This window comes from Streptomyces sp. NPDC007162, from assembly GCF_040634175.1.
Classification (GTDB): Bacteria; Actinomycetota; Actinomycetes; order Streptomycetales; family Streptomycetaceae; genus Streptomyces.
The window spans coordinates 1-17396 of record NZ_JBEYFC010000052.1; the positions used below are offsets into that span (position 1 = coordinate 1).

A 17396-nucleotide genomic window follows, 5' to 3' on the forward strand; every position below is an offset into this window, starting at 1 on the left:
GTGCCGGGTTGAGGTTCCCCCGAGATGCGGGGATGGGTGACACGAATCGAAACCCTCACCGAACACGTCCGCCTGAAACAGCAGCGAGGTTAATGATCAAGCTGAGCGATACATGATCCAAGTCTGGCCGTTGGTGTAGATCAAGTTGGGGAGCTTCGCCATGCCCTCCCACTGCCGTCGATCACGTTGGTTCAGTCCGCCAGGATGGATCACACTCTTGTCCGGGCTCTTCAGCTCGACGTAGCCGACGATGTTGCGAGATAACTTCCCGATCCGCACAGCCAGGTCGGGGCGGATTCGGTGCGCGGCGATCGCTACCTCGGCATGCAGGACGGCCTGTAGCCCTAACACGTTCGCCGCGTCGACGAGAAGCGTCTCCACGGCGCGACGGATCGCGGCTTCCTTCTGCCCGTGCAGCAATGCCTGCTTGCACGCTGCACCGAACTCGCTGATGATCCGCCGAAACCCGTCCCTGCGCTGCATCCCGCCCCCAGAGGCCAGCACACTCCCGGTATCCAACTCAACACACGGTAACTGCAATATCACTGACCGTCGAGAGGGTCTCAAGGCTGCGTACACCCACCGGCCTGCGGCAGTGCCCCCTTCTCCCTGCGCTGCACGGGTTCAGCCTTCTGATCCGCAGCTCTGGTGCAGGTCGGTGCTGCAGGCAGGCCGTGCCTACCCAAGACGGCTGGCGCGGTCGGACTGGGGCTCCTCGGCCTCCTGCTCGGCGTTCGCGTGCGGGGTTTACAGAAAGTGGAGGTTCAAGCGTGAGGGCAATACGTGAGCACCCCGAATGCGATTGATTCCCGTTGCGATGTGGAGATCTCGCAGGTCGGGCAATTGAGCCAACGGTGTAATGTCGATATCGCCTTCTGCCGCCATGTCTCCCGTGAACTCGCATGAGATTAGCCGAGGAAAGGCTGCGGCCAGTCGATGGACGGCCGCTTGGATTACTCGTTCCCCGCCGCCGCCACTGAGAGACAGGCTGGTGACATTCGCCAGAACTGTGTTTGAGGGAAGGGTCTCGAATGACGCGGCACATGCGCTGAGATCGGTTAGCGATGGTAGGCCGCAAACCTCTTGCCAGTCATCAGCTGTGGCCGGGCTGGACGCATGGTTGAGTCCGAGTTCCACGAGTTGGGAAAGACCGCTGAGTCCTTGGAGTCCTCGCAGTGGCCTTGCACCGTCCGATACGCGCAGGCTGCGCAGCGGAGCGTGGGTCGGTAGATATTCCGTGGACCAGCCCAGACTGGGCGGGCCGCTGATCACCAGCGATCGCAGGTCCTGCAGCTGTGAAACCGGTCGCAGGTCGATGCCGGAACCGGCGGCGGTGATGTCCAGGTACTGAATGGGAAGTTCGCTGATTGCGGAAATATCCTCCAGATTCGGGCAATCATTGATGATGAGCGACGTCAGTGTCAATTGCTGAGCCAAGAATTCCAAATTGGGCGTCTCGGCGTTCGATAGCGTGAGTTGCGTGAACGCGTGGTGAGAGGCGTGCGAGGCCAGCGCCCCCAGGGACACGCCCATTCTGATATCCAGAATCTCCGGCTCCAGCCCTAGACGCCTTAGCTGATGCAGTTGGTCGTCGGACTGGATGGTGTACGTGAGGGCGCTCGAATCTAGGCGGGCGATAATCTCCTCTGCGTACCGGGCGCTGTCGAAGCGAGGCCAGGCCCAAAGGAGTTGGGCACGGACTGGGAGAAAGGGATGATCGACGAACTGGGACAGAAATGCGATGGCGGCCTCGGACTTGACATTGGAAGCTGCGATGGCCACGTGATAGGCAGCCACCCCGTCATCGAGTTCCTCGGGGCTAGGTAGGAGGCGGAGGATCAAGGGCCCGACTTCCGCCAACGCGTGGGCCTCTTCCTCGTTACCCGGGGGAATCAGTGTGACGGTGCGCTGTTCGACTTCCTCGCGTACGGAAGGTTCGAGGGACGTCGCATATTCCAGACAAGCCGCAGCGACCAGGTAGACGCGGGCCTGGACACGTTTGTCGGAAGTACGGTCGCCCAAGTCTACGAGCTCCCGGAAGATGGTGACGCGTTCCCGGGGGCGGGCGAGAGCAACCGCCATGCGGATGACATCCTCCCACTGATCGTCTGACGCGTGCTCGACGAGGAGTCCGAAGTCGGCCTCCTCAACGGCTGCCCGAGCGCCGAGGAAATCCTGGAACGTGCGGTGGATGAAGTCCACCGTGTCGGGAGCAGGTTCACGAAGGAGACCGCTCCGCTGGAGGAAGTGCTCGAAGACGGTCGGCGCATCGCCCAGGGCAGCTACTTCGGGGATTGAGGGCAGAGCCCGATTGATGATGGCCTCTGCGTGGGAACGGTCCATCTCGGTACGGCCATTTTTGATCAGCCAGTAGGCGAGTCGCTGGAGGAGATCAAGCTGTGGCTCCTCGCGAAGTTCGGGGCCCGACATGTCCCGTTCCCGGTCGCGTCGACTGAGCAGCATGGACAACGCGGCTTCGTAGAGGTCCTTGCGGCCGTGGGGGAGATAGCCTCGTCGGTCGCGATGGAGGGCGCAGATGAGCCCGCACATCAGAGGATTCGTGGCCAGGCGGCCGAGGGCGGGCTCGGTTCTGACGGCAGCGAGGAGCTGCCCCTCATACCTATCGAGGTCGGCAGCGTCGTCGGCATCGGTCCGTGCGGCATCGTGCCACTGGGTGATGAAAGTGGCGACGGCTTTGGGGCCCATGGGAGACAGCGACAGCTCGATGAAACCGTCGTCGGCGAGCCAGTCCTGGCCTACGGCCGATGGGCGGGAGGTAATCAGCCACCGGTTGTCTCCGTCGTACGTTTCGATCAGTTCCAGCAGCCATCTCCGGGTCCGCTCGCGTTCTCGATCGGGGATCTCGTCGATGCCGTCGATGAGGATCAGGCCGCGCCCAGCGACGAGGACTCGGTTCTCCCAGCCGTCGGGCTGAGTGCCGGCGAGCGGGCAGCCAGTGGCAGAGAGGAAGTCCTTGGGTGCTGGGAGGCGTTCGCCGTGGCGGGTGAGCGCACGGAGCGGTAGTACGAAAGGGATGCGGTCGTAGAGGTAATCCATGCGATCGGGGAGGTCCTGGCCAGCAGTCGCAACAGCTAGCCACTGGACGAGTGTCGTCTTGCCTGAGCCGGCTTCGCCGCGGAGGAGGACACGGTGGTTGGCTGCCAGGGCTTGGTCCGCGGGCTGGGTAGCGAACGAGTCGCGGATGGAGCTGTAGGTAAGCCACAGCCTGTTGGCATGCGTCGCGTGGTCCTGGTTGGGCCTGGTCCGTTCGATGATCGCCAGGAGGCTGTCCAGGTCTCCTTGAGACTCTTCGGCGACAGACATAGAGAGATCGTCTGTTGCGGCCTGCGCCAGCAGTGAGGCGAGGAAGGAGCGACTGGGGGACGGAGTGAGGGGCGCAGGATCGTGGCCCCGAACGCTAGCGCGGGCCCATGCCGTTGCCCTCCGCCAGAGCCCCGACACCGGTGACGCCTCCAGATTCAGATACGCCACGTTCAACGGCCATCGTCTCGGGGAATTGTTGAGGTCGATCCCGTAGATCGTGAGCTTGCCGTGCTTCTTGGACAAATACGTCAGGTACGCCTGCTCGAATGCGGCGTCCTCGCCACCGGGCCGCGGGTTGCGGCGGATCAACTCGTCTACTTTGGCGATGAGTTCGTCGACGGCGTGGGACTGCTCGACCAGGGTGCGGGCGATGAAGGTGGAGCGCTGCGTGAAGAAGTGAAGGATGTGAAGGCATGCGGTTTCAAGCAGGCTCTCGTAGAAGTGTGTGGCGTCGGCCGTGAGATGACGCTCGGGACTGTCGCTCGCGCGACGCAGTTCACGGGCCAATGCTGAGTGGCCAAGGCGTACGGCTTCGAGGTCGGTGAGGGTCAGGTCGCCGAGGGCGTGGAGGGTGGTGGCCAGGGCATCGATGACGGCCTGCTGTTCGTCACTAGGGACGGGACGTTCGCCGGAGCGCAGGGCTTGTTTCACTAGCTTGTCGGCGAGATCGCGGAGGTCGGATTTGGTAAGGGCATGCTTCTCGCCCTTGAAGGATACGTAGCTGGAGATGCGGATCGGCTTGTCAACAAGGCCAGCCCCCGGACCTTCGGTGACGAAGAGCTTCTTGACGAGAGGCCCAATAGCGGCCGAGGCGAGTCGGGTGCCGATGGCTGTGGGTTCCACGCTTACCCCCGTAGATCCGTACCGATGTCCTCGGATCCTAGGGCGCCCAGTGCCCCGGCCCAACCAGCATCTGCGATGGGTCTGTGGGCGATTTCGAGCGTGGTGGCTCGCTCGTCACGGGGGCACGGGAGTCCGGAACGAACTACGACCCTGCTCGACGGTCCGAGCGGGGAGCTACACGCTCAGCTGTTAGAAGAGGGGCGGCGGTCCTGGGTGCCGGTCAGTGGCTGGTGCGGATCATTACGGTGAGGACCGGCGAGGCCGGTGAGGGCTGGCTCTGCCCGATGTCCTCGTATCCCCACGACCTGTAGAGCGCGTGGACCTTTCCGTCGCCGGCGGCCGGGTTGACCATGAGCGTGACATACGGCTCGTCACGGGTGGCGAGGAGGGCATCGTGGATGCGGCGGGCAGTGCCGGTCTTCCGCCAGGTCGGTCGGACGCCGATCTCCTTCAAGGCCACGGCTGGGCGCTCGGTGTACTTCTCCGCCGGCGTCGGGCTGGTGCGCTGCCAGTAGCGGTCGCCGTGCTCGATGGTGTTGCCGTAGGCGTAGCCGACCGGGTGCCCGTCTGCTGCGAGGGCGGCCGTGAAGCCCGGCTCGGCGCCGTGCCGGTCCAGGCGTTCGCCGAACGCGGTGACCGCGTAGTTCGGCAGGTGGAGGAGCGGGGCGCGCACGTCGGCATACACGTCTAGGAGGTCGCCGCGGACGGTGCCGAGGGTGGTGAAGGTGCGGAGTTCGATGGCGGGCGCCGTGGTCATGCGGCCATCCTCCAGGCGGCGGTGTGCTTGGGCTTACGCCAATAGTTGGGGCCACCCAACGCGTCTCCCGGGGTTCTGCGTCAAGCTCGGAGCTGCTTGACCATGACGGCGTACACCGGTGAGTCTGCGAACGGTTGTTGCTCGCCGGCCTTGGTGTACCCCCACGACTCGTAGAGCGCCTGCACCTTGGGGTGGGTCACGTCGACCAGGAGTACAGCGAGGTCTTCCGTTCGCTCCTTCAGGAGCGCTTCGTGGAGTCGTTCGGAGATTCCCTGCTTGCGCCATTGGGGGCGGACCATGACCTCGGACACGGCGTAGGTGGAGGAGTAGCCGTTGTTCGGCCGGTATCCGGTGGAGCGCCACCATTCGCGGCCGGGCGTGAGCGGGGCGCCGTACGCGAAGCCGACCGGTTCGTCCCCGTCGTAGGCCACCACGCAGGAGAAGCCGTCCATGCTGGACCAGTGGTCGGCGAACCAGGCGAAGCGTTGGTGGAACGGGTCGTCCATCTGGTCGGCGTAGGCGTCGGCGTGTACGTCGATGAGCATCTGACGGAAGCCCTTGGGGAGGCTTCCGTGCTGGAAGTGATGCAGGTCGGTCACGCTCGACTCCATTCGGTGCGCATGCGGTCTGCCCAGTCTCGTGCGTAGGCGGTGGAGGGAGCCCGGACGAACAGGCCACGGTGGAAGTCGCCGATGAGCGTGCGCATGCGGCCCGGCAGGGGATCGCCGTCCATGATCGTGAAGACGTCGGAGGCGGTGACCGTGGCCTGCTCGGCGTCGCCTTGGTGGAGCTGGGCGAGGGCGAGTTGCGCGGTGGCGAGGGCCTTGTTGCGCCGGAAAGCCGCCGGGATCTTGGCCAGGGCTCGGTGGGCCATGGCCTCGGCGTGGGCGGGGCGTCCGCTGTTGAATTGCACGATGGCGGCGAGGTGGTCGAGTTCGGCCTGGCCGTAAAAGGCCGTCCAGCGAGGGCGTTCGCGCTCCGCCGTCTTGGTGTAGGTGTCCTGGGCAGATCCCAGGGACCGCAGGCCGGCCCGTCCGTCCCCGAGGGCCGCGTATGCGAGGGCGGCGCGGACCCGGCCCAGTGAGTCGAAGAAGGGGTCCCGGCGAGCTGCGTAGGAGGCTTGTGCCGCTTGTGCTGCCGCGAGTGCTTCGGGCCAGTTGTGCCGCTGGTAGGCGAGCATGGAGAGGTTGACCCATACTCGCATCTCAGTGGGGCCGTCTTGGGAGAGGCCGGCGTAGGTCGCGGATTCGTTGAGGTACTTCTGGGCCTGGTCGAGGTTGCGGGCGTCGATGCAGGACCAGGCCGCGACGGTGGTGTACTCGGCAGCCAGTGCGTACAGGGCGCGGCGGACGCGTTCACTGGCGTTGCGCTGTTGCAGCTCCAGGACACCGTCGCGGCCCGCGGCGGCTGCCCTTTCCAGTTCGGAGTGGCCGCCTTGGCGGTCGTCGGCTTCGACGAGTGCGTTCATTCCGGCGGCAGCGCGTGCCACGTCCGACATGCCGACGGCGCGGCGTTGGGCCACCAAGGGGACGGCTGCGGCTGCGGTCCCGGTGGCCGAAGCGATGAAGGTGCGACGCCGCACGGGATCCTCCTCCTGCGAGTGGTGCAAGGTGCGTGGTGCGCTGAACCCTAAGTCCCCGACCGGACAGCCGAACACCCGCTCCAGAGCAGCGCATGTGCGACCGATCGGCCGGCGCGAGGTTCCGTTCAGCAGGTTGCGGACCGTCCGGTCGGAGACGTCGCCGGGGCGGCCGGTGATCTCCGCGAGCGCGGTGTTCATCCGACCTGCTAATTCCTCCTGCGTGAGACCGAGTTCGTCCATCCGGCTCTTGAGGATGGCGTTCGCTGTCATGCCTCCGACGGTAGACCGGCAGCATCGACCGAACCAGCCCTCAGATCACGGGACCGTAAAGTCTTCCGGTTCGAGGCGACCGGCGAGGGAGCGACCTTTCCTGTTCCCCTCCCCTTCCAGGTCGTTGACTGGTCATCGCTTGTCGGGAGGTTCTAATTCCCCCTTCCTCTCGGCCGCATGGAGGAGAGCCCGTTCCGTCGTCACCCCGTCGGCGGGACGGGCGTCCCACCCTCGGAGGGATGTTCTCGTGACCATGACCGCAGCCCGACCTACTGCGACCGGCGCGCCCGGGTACACCGAGACGATGCCGTGTGAGCCGGAATCCGCTCGCCGGGCCCGCCTGCTCGTCTCCGCTGCTCTGAATACCTGGGGCATAGGTGAGTTGGCTGGGGACGGAGTCCAGGTCGTCGCCGAACTGGTCAACAACGCGGTCCGTCATACGCGGTGCCGTGTTGTCCGGGTCCGGGTCACGCGGCCGGCCGAGCGCGTGGTGCGCATCGGTGTCGCCGACAGTTGCCGGGACACTCCCGAGCCGGGCAACCCTGATGACGACTCGGAGGGAGGGCGCGGCCTGCTCCTGGTCGAAGCCCTCAGCTGGAGATGGGGTTACGACCGTAAGCGGTGGGGCAAGGTCGTGTGGGCCGAGCTGGAAGTGCCGGGCACGGAAGCACCGGTCGCATGTTGAGGCCCCGCATTTCGTTACGGCTGATGCGGGCCGACGAGCTGGTGAACGATCCGAGTCCGGACGCCTGCGTGGAAGTCACCCTCGGTCCCCTCCAGCTGGCAGACGCTTGCGATTCGTCGATGTTCGCCGAGCCGCTGCGCATCACACCTGCCGATCTCCTCCGGCTGCACATGGAGTCCGACCTGGCGCTCGGGGAGATCCGCGCCGAGGTCGTTCGAGCGGACAACGCATGGCAGCGGCATCTCGGCCGCTGGTACGCCGAGGGCCGAGCCGCCGTCGAGGCCAGGGAGCCGGAAGTAGCCCTGCTCACGCGTGTGCTTGAGGGCCTTCGACGGCAAGTTCTCGCGCCGGTCTGATCCTGCTTGGCGCCGACCGGCGCTCACCGCTCCCGCTGGGCACATGAAAGCCGCAGGTGGCCGGCGGGCAAGCAAGACAGTCATCACACAGGTACTTCCACCACCGAAAGGAAGATTGTGTTCAACCACATGGATCGCTTTCCCACGGGCAGCCCGCTGCCGCAGGGACACCTGACCGCCGTCCCATGGGGCCTGCGCCGGATCGCCCCGTACCCGCCCGTCGAGGACTCCGGTTACGCGACGGTGAAGTTGGACCCGGCGACGCAGACCGCCCGGTACCTCGACGCCTCCGGGGCGCCCACCATGTCCCCCGGCCACGGCACATCTTCCGGTACGAACCCCAAGACCGGCACCACCGGCCAGGGGGACCGCAACAGCGACTCCCCGGACAGCGACACGGGCAACGACACCGACCAGTGACTGTCGTGACGAACGACGAGCGTCCGGTCCTGGTCGTCACCAACCTTGACGACCCGACCGCGGACTTCGTGATCGCCGAGCTGCACGACCGGGGTGTCCCGGTCGTGCGGTTCGACTCCGGTGACTTCCCCGCCACCCTGTCGTGCTCGGCCGCCATCGGCGGCGACACTGACGGCTGGCGGGGAAGCGTGCAGACCCCGAGCCGACATGCCGAATTGGGCGCCGTGCGCTCCATGTACTACCGGCGCCCCTCCGGATTCGCCTTCCCTCACCTCGACCAGCAGGATGCGCGGTTTGCCGTGGCCCAGGCCCGCTACGGGCTCGGCGGCATCCTGACCTCCCTGCCCGGCTGCCTCTACGTCAACCACCCCAACCGCATCGGCGACGCCGAGTACAAACCCGCCGGCCTCGCGGCAGCAACGGCGGCAGGCTTCAAGGTGCCGCCCACGGTCATCACCAACGTCCCGGACGACGCACGGGCTTTCATCAAGGAGTACGGCCCGGCCATCTTCAAGCCGATCTCGGTGCCGCTCTACCTGGTCGACGGCCAGGCCCAGACCGTCCCGGTGACCGAAGTGAGTGCCGACGAGATCGATAACTCCGTGACCGGCACCATGCACCTCTTCCAGAAGCGCGTGGACAAGGTCGCCGACATCCGGGTCACAGTGATCGGCGAGCAGGTCTTCGCCGTGCAGATCGACTCCGGTCTCCTCGACTGGCGGACTGACTACAGCACTCACACGTACACGCCGCTTGCGGCCCCGCCCGCGGTGGAGCAGTCGATGCACGCCTACCTCAAGCACTTCGGGCTCGTCTTCGGGGCGTTCGACTTCGCCCTGACCGACTCGGGTGAGTGGATCTTCATCGAGTGCAATCCTTCCGGGCAGTGGGCATGGATGGAGCCGCCCACCGGTCTGCCAATGACCGCCGCACTCGCCGACCTCCTGGAAGGAGGTGTCCATGGCCAGTGAGCCCGATATCGAGACGGCCGCTGCCGATCTACGGCTTCGGCTCGCCCGCCAGCTGGAGGAGGACGGTCGGCTGCGGTCGCCACAGTGGCGAGCCGCCGTTGAAGCGGTGCCTCGCCACGTGTTCGTCCCGCGCTTCTACCGGGAGAGCGACGCACCCGGCGTCACCACTTGGGAGCCCGTGACGCCGGAGACTGTGGACCAGGACGAGTGGCTCCGGCTCGTCTACACCGACGAGACATGGATGACCCAGTTCGACGGCCACGACATCGACTGGACCGACCCGAAGCCGATCAGCAACGCGGCCCCGACCTCGTCATCGACCCTGCCCAGCCTCGTCGTCCGGATGCTCGAAGACCTGGACGTGCACGACGGCATGAACGTGCTGGAGATCGGCACGGGCACTGGTTACTCGACGGCCCTGCTGTGCCACCGGCTCGACAGCGGCAGCGTGACCTCGATCGAGACGGACGAGGGCGTGGCCCGACGCGCCCGTGAGGCTCTCGCCAGTGCCGGCTACAGGCCTCACCTGCTGGTGGGGGACGGCCGCGTCGGCCACTCGGACGGAGCGCCTTACGACCGGCTGATCGCCACCTGCGGCTTCCGTAACATCCCACCCTCCTGGCTGGAACAGGTACGGCCGGGCGGCGTCATCCTCACCACCCTGCGCGGCTGGATGCGCTCCCTCGGCCTGGTCAAACTCATCGCCGCCGGCGACAGCGCGAGCGGCTGGTTCAGCGAGGACGACCCGAGCTTCATGATCGCCCGCCAGCAGGATGCGCCGGAGAGCCTCGGCATGGTCCCGGGACCCGCCGACGGAACGAAGCGGAAGGCCGCGTACGGACCGGAGGCACTCACCGACTCCGGGCCGGCGTTCATGGCACAGCTCGCCGCACCGGACGCCCGATTCTTCTCCATGGCGGTCGACGGCGGCCCGCTCAGCACGTTCGTACTGGACAGCGTCACCGATTCCTTCGCCGTACTTACCGCTACCGACAGCGGCTGGGGGGTCCGGCAGGGCGGCCCCCGACGTCTCTGGGACGTGATCGAGTCGGCCATCGCCACCTGGGAGGAGCACGGCGCGCCGAGCACCGCCGCGTTCGGAGTGACCGTCTCCCGCGACGGACAGGTCGTCTGGCTCGGAAACCCGAGCGGCCCGCAGTGGCGGCTACCCTCCTGACACAGCCACCACCGCCGACGCGAGGAACGCAGGATGGACGACGAGCCGCTGAAGGACTGGGCGGAACGCCGTGACGCGAAGATCGGCCGACTCCGCGCCGTACCTGTCGTCTCCGGCGATGGCCCCAAGGCATCCCATCTGAACCCGGATGCACCCCGAGCCATCGAGCGCTGGAACGGACACACGTGGGAGCCGTACGGCTTCGTCGCCAACCTGGCGGAGGCCAAGGCCCTCCTGCATCCCGAGGTCAATGAGCCGACGCCGACCGGGCCGGTGCCGAAGCCGCTCGGCTCCGGCACCGGCAGGCACCGCAAACCCCAGTCACCCACTTCGGACGGTGGGGGCCCAGCACAGAGGTGATCAGCGCCGCCGAGCCCGAGACTGCTCCGGTCGCGGAGCCGTGGAAGGCACTGCGATGTGATGCGCACGGGCTGCTGCCTGCGCGCGTGGGCCTGGTCCGTGCCTGTCGGCGAGGCGGCGGATGCGCCAGGTCAGTGCTCGTGCGGGGCTGTGGGCGTCGTGCAGGGTGCGCTGACTGAGCGCTTGGGTGAGGACGGTGGACGCGTTGTGGCCTGCTGCCTCCGCCTCGGCGAGGGCGGCGGTGAGGGCGTCGAAGGCGGGGTCTTCGATGATCTGATCCACGTGCTCGGGTACTACCTGGCGTAGTTGTCGGATGTGTCGATCCACGGCCTGCCGAGGCGGCCGACGGCTTGCGAGGGCGGCCAGGGGCTCGGCCGAGGCTTGGTCGTAGGCGGCCTGGAGGTGGCGCAGGGTTTCTTGGGCGGCGGCGACTTGCTGGTCGTGGTGGCGCAGCTCGTGCCAACGGGCGGCGGCGATCACGACGAGGATCGCGGCGTCCAGGAACATCGCCAGGACGGCGCCGTCCTTGGGGGCGGGCTCGCGGACCATCGCCCGCACGGCGCCGCGCAGAGCGCGAGTGTGATGGTGTTCAGCCCCGATGCGGGAGCGCGTGGCGCGCTCGAACGCCGTTGCTGCTTCACGGAGTTGGGTTCTCAGGGGCTGGGGCGCGAGGAGGGGGAGGGCGTCGAGGACTTCGCCGAAGGCGGCGAGATGGGCCTGGGAGGCTTGGTCGTCGTCCTGGTCGAGGCGGTGGGGGATGCATTCGATGGCGGCGGTGGCCTGGTGCCAGGGGTTGGGCCTGCGCCGGCCCGGCTGGCCGGCGGGCTGCCGGTCGATGGCCTCCAGGCGCTGTCGGATCTTGGGGAAGGATAGGTCCGGGGCGAGTTCGGACCCGGAGAACCAGACGGGCTCCTTGCCAGCAGTGGTGGTGTCTTCGGCCGCGACCTTGTAGCCGCGTACATCGCCGGAGGGGAAGTACACGACTTCCACGAGCACGCCGTTGAGGTGGCTGAGCAGGTGAACGAACTCCTCCATGCTGGAGGCGGCGGCCACGGTGGTGCGCACGGTGGCGCGCAGCCGTTCGCGGGCGGGTTTGTCCTGGCCGGCGCGGAGGGCCTTCTCCTGCTCGGCGCGGGTGGGTCGCTTGGCGGCGGTGCGGTCCCCGCGCACCACTTGGAGCAAGCCATATTCCTTCTCGATGGCGGCGAGTTCACGGTCGGCGGTGAGGTAGTCGTTCCAGTGCCGCGCGGTGCGCAGATCCGCCCGGACCTTGGTGGCGGCGATGTGGATGTGGTCCGGTGCGTGGCGGACTGCGACCCAGCGGCAGCCGTCCGGGTCGTCGTCGGGCGCGATGCCGGTGGCGGCGACGACGCGGCGGGCGATGTCGGCCCACTCCTCGTCGCTGAGGATGCGGTCTTCGGGGGCGGCACGGAGCGAGCAGTGCCACACGTGCTGCTCGGGCGCGCGGTCCAGCCGCCGGGCCTGCTTGACGTGCAGGTCGAGGTCGGCGACGAGAAGCCTCCTGGTGACGTCGAAGTCGTTGGTGCGGCCGGGGTCGGGGGCGAAGCCGTCCCAGGAGGCGACCAGGTGCGGGTCGGTGTGGTCCTTGTCCTTCTTCGTGTCGAACAGGTACCGGATCAATCCGGCGGTCTCCTTGCCGCCGCGGATCTTCGCGATCATCGGGCCGTCTTCTCGGCGACGGCCTGGTTCGCGGCGGACGCGATGTGGCGGACGGTGGCGCCGACCGCGGTGAGGGTGCGTTCGGTCTGGGTCAGGACGGCGGTGTCCCCATGGTGTGGATGGCCGCTGGAGTTGAGCTTCTTCGCGATCTGGTTGATGTTGTGGCCGATCTTGGCGACTTCGCTGCGGAGGGCGGTCAGCTCGTCGATGTAGTCGTCGAGTTCGGTGCGCTGGCCGGGCAGGGCGAGATCACCGTGGACGTGGGCCATGACGACGGCGCCGACGTAGTGGGCCCCGGCGATGTTCAGCGAGCGAGCTTCGTTGAGGATGTCGGCCTTCTCGTCGACGCTGTAGCGCACATCGACGCGTTCTTTGCGTTGCACGGCTTCGCGCTGGCGGCGGCGGGCGACGCGGTGCAGCGCGGCGGCGTCGGCGGCACGCGGCAGCTGGGCGGCGGCGGTGTCTGCGGGCTGTTTCCCCTCGGGCGCCCCCTGGTGCCCGAGCCCCTCCGCCACCCCCGGGGCGGAGGGATCCCCGTCGAGCCGACCCCTGGACGGTCCAGCGGGATACCTTGCTGCGCTGTCTGGGGCTGAGGTGGTGCGCAGCTGCTGCTGAGCTGTGGGGAGTTCGTGGTCCTGTTCGTGCATGCGTGGTGCTCCGGTGGTGAGGGTGCGGGAGGCGTGTCACGTGCGTCGCATGCGTCCCATGCCTGGTCAGGACAGGTACGGACACTCGGGCAGGTACGGAGAAGTCCGTCCCGGTGAGGACATCCGTCCCCGCGCTGACCTGCGCGGGGACGGATGCGACGCAGTGATACGGACCCGGGGGAGGCGGGTCAGCGGGTGCGCTTGGGGCCGGCGGGGCCGCCGGGCGGGCGTACGGGCAGCGAGCCCGTCGGGGCGGCAGGCGGCTTGCCCTGGGCCGGCGGGTGCGCGGGCGGGTCATCGTGCGCGGGCGCCGTCTCGGTGAGGTCGGGGCAGTGCCGGGCCCAGCTGTCCAGGAACCGGTTACGGGCGTACCCCTTGGCCTGCCTGCCCTTGTCGAACCTGTAGTTGGCCGGGCGGATGTCGAAGTCCCGCAGCATTCTGCCCAGGTGGTAGACGTTGAGCCCCTTGGTGCCGTGCTCCGCCCAGGGGGCGTCGGGATCCTGGAGCAGGGCGGTGACCAGATCCAGGGAGGACAGGGCCTCGGGGTTGCCGTGTGCCTCGAAGACACGGTGGATGTCGCGCAGCAGCCGCGTCTTCAGGTTGGTCTGCTCGTCCTGGACGGCCTCGAACCGGGTCATCGCCACGCAGGCCGCACGGGCGCTGGCAGGCCAGTGGCCGCCGGCCAGGTCGGCGATGATGACCAGCGGTTCCCAGGTGTCCGCCGCCCGATCTTCCACCGGCATGGCCGGCGCCATCCGGCCGGCCGTGCCGCGTAGCGGTCCTAGCCAGGCGGCCAGCTTGTCCCGCAGTGCGTTCAGTTCCGGTGTGGCGTAGCGCGAGCGGAACGGGGTCACCTTCTCGCCCGGCTTGCGCTTTTGCATGCGGAGCACGACTGCTCGGTCCGTGATCGTGTCGGGGAGGTCGCCGATCGAGGCCAGTGCGGCCATGGCGAAGGTCGGATACGGGGTCGGCTTGTGCTCCGGACCGGAGATGCGCCAGGCGGGCCGGTTGCGTTGGTGTCCGGCGTTCAGCAGGCCGCGCAGTTCCTCGTTGTCGCCCGCCTTGGGGCCGAAGATGGTGTCGGCCTCGTCCACCAGGATCGTGCGCGGGTTCTTGCCGATGACGCGGAAGAGCACCGCCGTGGACATGTTCACCGTCATGATCGGCTGGTGAACGGTCTCGTGGAGCACGTCCAGCACCCGGGACTTGCCGCATCCCTTCGTCGGGCCGACGACGGCTAGGCGCGGCGCGTGCTGCAGGACGGTCTGGATGTGCGTGGCCGCCACCCACAGGGTGACCGCGGTCAGCGCCACGTCACTGGGCAGCACGACGTACTTGCCGATTGCCGCCCGCAGCTCATTCAGTAGTTCCGTACCCTCACCGGAACCCTGTTCCCCCGGGTCTGCCGGTCCCCGAGGAGTCCGGGGACCGACCTCCTGATCCGGTCCCCGTGCGTCGATGGGACCGGTCCCCTCCTGCTGGGCGGTGTCCGCCACGAGGCTGTCGGTCCCCGGCGACTTGCGGGGACCGTGCTCACGGTCCCCATTGCGGTCCCCCGGTGCAACTGCAGCCTCTTGGGGGCCGGTCCCCGATCTCACGCCGCTGGCCTGCGGGTTTGCGTCGGATACTGATACGGGGACCGGGACGTGTGGGGACCGAGCACCGGGAAGGTCGCGGGGACGGTCCCCAACAGGAGCATCGGCAGACGGCCGGGGACGGTCCCCGTGCGCTTGCGCATCCGCCGGGTGTTCGACGGTCCCCGGCGCGGGGGACCGTGTGTCCGCCTGATCCCTGCGGCGCCAGGGGATGCCTTCGCCGGGGATGGCGGGCGTGGGCCAGCCGGTGCGGGAGGTGTTCGTGGAGTTGGGGGACGTAGAGTCCTCCATAGGCGTTCCTCTCCGGCGAGAGGCAGGACGGGCAAGGTCCCGCCCCTCACCAGCTCATTCGTTCAGGGATGGGCGATCAGTTGGGAAGTCTTCGGCCCTCGGCGTTGGCGCGCCGGGGGCCGCTTCGCTGCCCGCGTCAGACGCGGGGTCAGGCCGTGAGGTTGTACGACGTCTGGGCGTCCAGCCACGCGTCCACCTCCCGCCAGCGGTAGCGCAGGTGACGGCCGACCTTGTGGACGCTGGGGCCGATGCCCCGGTACTTCCACTGGTAGAGCGTCTTCACCGGCACCCCGAGGTAGGCGGCCACGTCGGTGGGCGTGGCGAGCTGGTCACGCTCGGCGCCGACAAGGCGCGGGGAGTGGTTCGGCAATGAGGTCTCCATATCGGAATCAGGGTTTTCGATGGCAGGCGTGGGCAACACAGCCACACCACCAGCGGAAGCGTCCAGAGTGGATTCTGAACCCCCGGCTACTTCTCTCGGCGTGGCCGGGAAGACCAAAACAGTAAGGGCGGATCCCCGGTTGCCGAAATCGCTCTCGCGGAAGGAGGAATTTTCTGTGGAGAAGCGACCGGCTGAGGTGCCGGAATCCGATACCTCAGCAGCTCAGAGGCGGCGTCCAGCAGGCAGCAGTGACACGGTCAGCCCTCCGGACACCGCAGCCGATAGCCGCTCAAATCGCCCACATTTTTGACGCGGAGGGAAGGTAGCACAACCTCCCCGCTGAAACGGCTCGTGATGTGCCGGAATTCGACGAGACGAACACCACTTCGCCCCCCGGACGCCTTTTGGAGAGTTTAAGAACTAACTCTTGCCATGACGGCCGGCTGCAAGTTAAAGCTATCTGTCATGCCCAACCGACCTGTCGAAATAGGCCCCGCCGGCCTCCACACCGCCCGCGCCATCGAGCACCTACGTCTGGTGCGCGAACTGACCCAGCACCAACTCGCCGCCCGCTGCACCGCACTGGGCCGCCCGATGGCCAACACCGCCCTCAGCCGCACCGAACGCGCCCGTCGCCGCTGCGACGTAGACGACCTCGTCGCCCTCGCCACAGCGCTCGGCGTTTCACCCGCGGCCCTGCTCCTGCCGCTCCCGTCGGCGTCTGGTGATGACCGGAGGGGGTGCTAGTTGGCGCGGGTCTGGATTGAGGACCGCATAGGGCACGCGGCGTATGTACGGGCCGTGGCGGACGCCAAGCGGGCAGGACGTACGCCACCGGGGCGCTACCGCGTGCGCTGGTACGACCCCGGCGGCAAGCCGAAGATGAAGACCTTCACCCGCAAGGTCGACGCCGAGGCCGAGCGGACGAGGATGGAGTCCCGTCTCAACGACGGCTCCTACCGTGACCCGGCTGCCGCCCGCGCGAAGTTCGCAGAGGTGGCGGAGTCCTGGCTGGCAGCGCAACTTCATCTCAAGCGCTCAACCAGGGCTCGCTACCGCGGTGTTCTCGACGTCCACGTGATCCCTAAGTGGGGCACCACCCCGCTGGACCGCATCCACTTCGAGGACATCGCGGAGTGGCTCGCGGATCTGCTGTCCGGCGAGGGGACCGGCGGTAGGAAGCTCAGCCCCCTGTCGGTCCGCAAGGCGTACGTCGTCCTCAGTCGCGTTCTGGGCTACGCGGTCAAGGCTCGTCGTCTGGCGGTCAACCCGGCTGTCGGCGTGCCCCTGCCGAAGGCGATGCCGGCGGACCACGTGTACCTCGACGACATGCAGGTCGACGTCCTGGCCAACGCGTCAGGCGCCTACCGGGTGTTCATCTTGCTGCTGGCCTACACCGGCCTGCGCTGGGGCGAGGCGTCCGCGCTGAGGGTGGGGCGGGTCGACCTGGACGCCTGCCGGGCTCACATCGTGGAGGCGTACGCCGAGGACAACGGCAAGCTCTACCTCGACACCCCTAAGAACCACGAGCGCCGGTCCGTACCGATCCCGCGGTTCCTGGCCGACGAGCTGAAGCCCCACGTCCAGGGGCGGAGGGATGACGACTTGCTCTTCACCGCCCCGCAGGGTGGGCCGCTGCGAGCCCGCAACTTCCGCCAGCGATTCTTCGCGCCGGCGGTCGTGAAGGCCGGGCTGGGGCACCTCAAGGTCACCCCGCACAAGCTGAGGCACACGGCAGCCTCACTCGCCATCGCCAGCGGGGCAGACGTCAACGTCGTACAGACGATGCTGGGCCACAAGTCTGCAACGCTGACCTTGGACACGTACGGGCATCTCTTCCCGGACCGACTGGATGAGGTCTCGAAGAAGATGCACAAGCGCCGCGCCAAGCAGTTGGCCAAGGCGAAGGCCAAGCTGGAGAAGGCGGCGAGGAAGGCTCGCGAGGCCGCCGAAATGGTGGCGGCCCTGGAGGAAGATTCCGCGTGATGTGTGCCTGATCCGTGCCGGGGAGCCGTAGCAGAAAGGGCCACCCCGCCGCGCTGAGCGGTGGGGTGGC

Annotated in this window: 17 protein-coding genes; 8 read left to right on the plus strand and 9 right to left on the minus strand. The window is 67.6% G+C overall.

The genetic code is table 11. The features are described 5' to 3' along the window. Positions 1-96 precede the first annotated feature (96 nt). The 5 genes from ABZ646_RS09065 to ABZ646_RS09085 form a co-directional block, all read right to left on the minus strand. On the minus strand, positions 97-483 hold the full coding sequence (locus ABZ646_RS09065; protein WP_360514848.1) for a hypothetical protein: 387 nt from the start codon (positions 481-483) through the stop codon (positions 97-99). Positions 484-747: 264 nt separating this feature from the next. Then, entirely contained in the window at positions 748-4167 is a 3420-nt protein-coding gene (locus tag ABZ646_RS09070) for an NACHT domain-containing protein (RefSeq protein ID WP_360514851.1), read from the minus strand. A gap of 220 nt (positions 4168-4387) precedes the next feature. Then, on the minus strand, positions 4388-4924 hold the full coding sequence (locus tag ABZ646_RS09075) for a GNAT family N-acetyltransferase (RefSeq protein ID WP_360514854.1): 537 nt from the start codon (positions 4922-4924) through the stop codon (positions 4388-4390). An 80-nt stretch (positions 4925-5004) separates the two neighbouring features. Further along, positions 5005-5535: a GNAT family N-acetyltransferase gene (locus ABZ646_RS09080; RefSeq protein WP_360514857.1), complete on the minus strand. Its 531-nt coding sequence runs from the start codon at positions 5533-5535 to the stop codon at positions 5005-5007. Then, positions 5520-6776, minus strand: a complete 1257-nt coding sequence (locus tag ABZ646_RS09085; RefSeq protein ID WP_360514860.1) for a helix-turn-helix transcriptional regulator — start codon at positions 6774-6776, stop codon at positions 5520-5522. Before ABZ646_RS09085 ends, ABZ646_RS09080 begins: the two co-directional genes overlap by 16 nt. A gap of 304 nt (positions 6777-7080) precedes the next feature. Here ABZ646_RS09085 and ABZ646_RS09090 point away from each other — a divergent pair, with 304 nt between their 5' ends. The 6 genes from ABZ646_RS09090 (at position 7081) to ABZ646_RS09115 (ending at position 10745) form a co-directional block, all read left to right on the plus strand. Further along, complete coding sequence (locus tag ABZ646_RS09090; RefSeq protein WP_360514926.1) at positions 7081-7461, plus strand: ATP-binding protein; 381 nt, start codon at positions 7081-7083, stop codon at positions 7459-7461. 23 nt (positions 7462-7484) lie between these two features. Beyond that, positions 7485-7817: a hypothetical protein gene (locus ABZ646_RS09095; RefSeq protein WP_360514864.1), complete on the plus strand. Its 333-nt coding sequence runs from the start codon at positions 7485-7487 to the stop codon at positions 7815-7817. 117 nt (positions 7818-7934) lie between these two features. Then, positions 7935-8237 carry a putative ATP-grasp-modified RiPP gene (gene tgmA / locus ABZ646_RS09100; protein ID WP_360514867.1) on the plus strand — a complete coding sequence of 101 codons (303 nt, stop codon included), beginning with the start codon at positions 7935-7937 and terminating at the stop codon, positions 8235-8237. A 5-nt stretch (positions 8238-8242) separates the two neighbouring features. Beyond that, positions 8243-9208: an ATP-grasp ribosomal peptide maturase gene (gene tgmB / locus ABZ646_RS09105; protein ID WP_360514870.1), complete on the plus strand. Its 966-nt coding sequence runs from the start codon at positions 8243-8245 to the stop codon at positions 9206-9208. Then, positions 9198-10385 (plus strand): ATP-grasp peptide maturase system methyltransferase, encoded by a 1188-nt coding sequence (tgmC, locus tag ABZ646_RS09110; protein WP_360514872.1) that lies wholly within the window; start codon positions 9198-9200, stop codon positions 10383-10385. The genes tgmB and tgmC overlap by 11 nt, the downstream gene beginning before the upstream one ends. Before the next feature lie 33 nt (positions 10386-10418). Further along, positions 10419-10745, plus strand: a complete 327-nt coding sequence (locus tag ABZ646_RS09115; RefSeq protein WP_360514875.1) for a DUF6087 family protein — start codon at positions 10419-10421, stop codon at positions 10743-10745. Here ABZ646_RS09115 and ABZ646_RS09120 read toward each other — a convergent pair whose 3' ends face one another. The 4 genes from ABZ646_RS09120 to ABZ646_RS09135 all read right to left on the minus strand — a co-directional run bounded on the left by ABZ646_RS09120 (position 10746) and on the right by ABZ646_RS09135 (position 15328). Next, complete coding sequence (locus ABZ646_RS09120) at positions 10746-12425, minus strand: mobilization protein (RefSeq protein WP_360514878.1); 1680 nt, start codon at positions 12423-12425, stop codon at positions 10746-10748. It lies immediately after the preceding gene. Continuing rightward, a complete protein-coding gene (locus ABZ646_RS09125) occupies positions 12422-13072 on the minus strand; it encodes a MobC family plasmid mobilization relaxosome protein (protein ID WP_360514881.1) in 651 nt (216 codons plus the stop codon). Before ABZ646_RS09125 ends, ABZ646_RS09120 begins: the two co-directional genes overlap by 4 nt. A gap of 188 nt (positions 13073-13260) precedes the next feature. Continuing rightward, the gene (locus ABZ646_RS09130) at positions 13261-14436 is read right to left on the minus strand and encodes a DUF3631 domain-containing protein (RefSeq protein WP_360514929.1); all 1176 of its coding nucleotides are present in this window, start codon (positions 14434-14436) and stop codon (positions 13261-13263) included. Positions 14437-15106: 670 nt separating this feature from the next. Beyond that, positions 15107-15328 carry a helix-turn-helix domain-containing protein gene (locus tag ABZ646_RS09135; RefSeq protein WP_360514884.1) on the minus strand — a complete coding sequence of 74 codons (222 nt, stop codon included), beginning with the start codon at positions 15326-15328 and terminating at the stop codon, positions 15107-15109. A 477-nt stretch (positions 15329-15805) separates the two neighbouring features. Here ABZ646_RS09135 and ABZ646_RS09140 point away from each other — a divergent pair, with 477 nt between their 5' ends. Together ABZ646_RS09140 and ABZ646_RS09145 are read left to right on the plus strand one after the other, a co-directional pair. Beyond that, positions 15806-16087, plus strand: coding sequence for a helix-turn-helix transcriptional regulator (locus ABZ646_RS09140; RefSeq protein ID WP_215206826.1), 282 nt, complete (start codon positions 15806-15808; stop codon positions 16085-16087). A 54-nt stretch (positions 16088-16141) separates the two neighbouring features. Next, entirely contained in the window at positions 16142-17326 is a 1185-nt protein-coding gene (locus ABZ646_RS09145) for a tyrosine-type recombinase/integrase (RefSeq protein ID WP_360514887.1), read from the plus strand. Positions 17327-17396: the final 70 nt, after the last annotated feature.

Coding starts and splice junctions, on each gene's coding strand:
- ABZ646_RS09120 (WP_360514878.1), bottom strand. CDS start 12,425: ATGATCGCGAAGATCCGCGGCGGCAAGGAGACCGCCGGATTGATCCGG.
- ABZ646_RS09080 (WP_360514857.1), bottom strand. CDS start 5,535: ATGGAGTCGAGCGTGACCGACCTGCATCACTTCCAGCACGGAAGCCTC.
- ABZ646_RS09115 (WP_360514875.1), top strand. CDS start 10,419: ATGGACGACGAGCCGCTGAAGGACTGGGCGGAACGCCGTGACGCGAAG.
- ABZ646_RS09125 (WP_360514881.1), bottom strand. CDS start 13,072: ATGCACGAACAGGACCACGAACTCCCCACAGCTCAGCAGCAGCTGCGC.
- ABZ646_RS09140 (WP_215206826.1), top strand. CDS start 15,806: ATGCCCAACCGACCTGTCGAAATAGGCCCCGCCGGCCTCCACACCGCC.
- ABZ646_RS09075 (WP_360514854.1), bottom strand. CDS start 4,924: ATGACCACGGCGCCCGCCATCGAACTCCGCACCTTCACCACCCTCGGC.
- ABZ646_RS09095 (WP_360514864.1), top strand. CDS start 7,485: ATGCGGGCCGACGAGCTGGTGAACGATCCGAGTCCGGACGCCTGCGTG.
- ABZ646_RS09090 (WP_360514926.1), top strand. CDS start 7,081: ATGCCGTGTGAGCCGGAATCCGCTCGCCGGGCCCGCCTGCTCGTCTCC.
- ABZ646_RS09065 (WP_360514848.1), bottom strand. CDS start 483: ATGCAGCGCAGGGACGGGTTTCGGCGGATCATCAGCGAGTTCGGTGCA.
- ABZ646_RS09085 (WP_360514860.1), bottom strand. CDS start 6,776: ATGACAGCGAACGCCATCCTCAAGAGCCGGATGGACGAACTCGGTCTC.
- tgmC (WP_360514872.1), top strand. CDS start 9,198: ATGGCCAGTGAGCCCGATATCGAGACGGCCGCTGCCGATCTACGGCTT.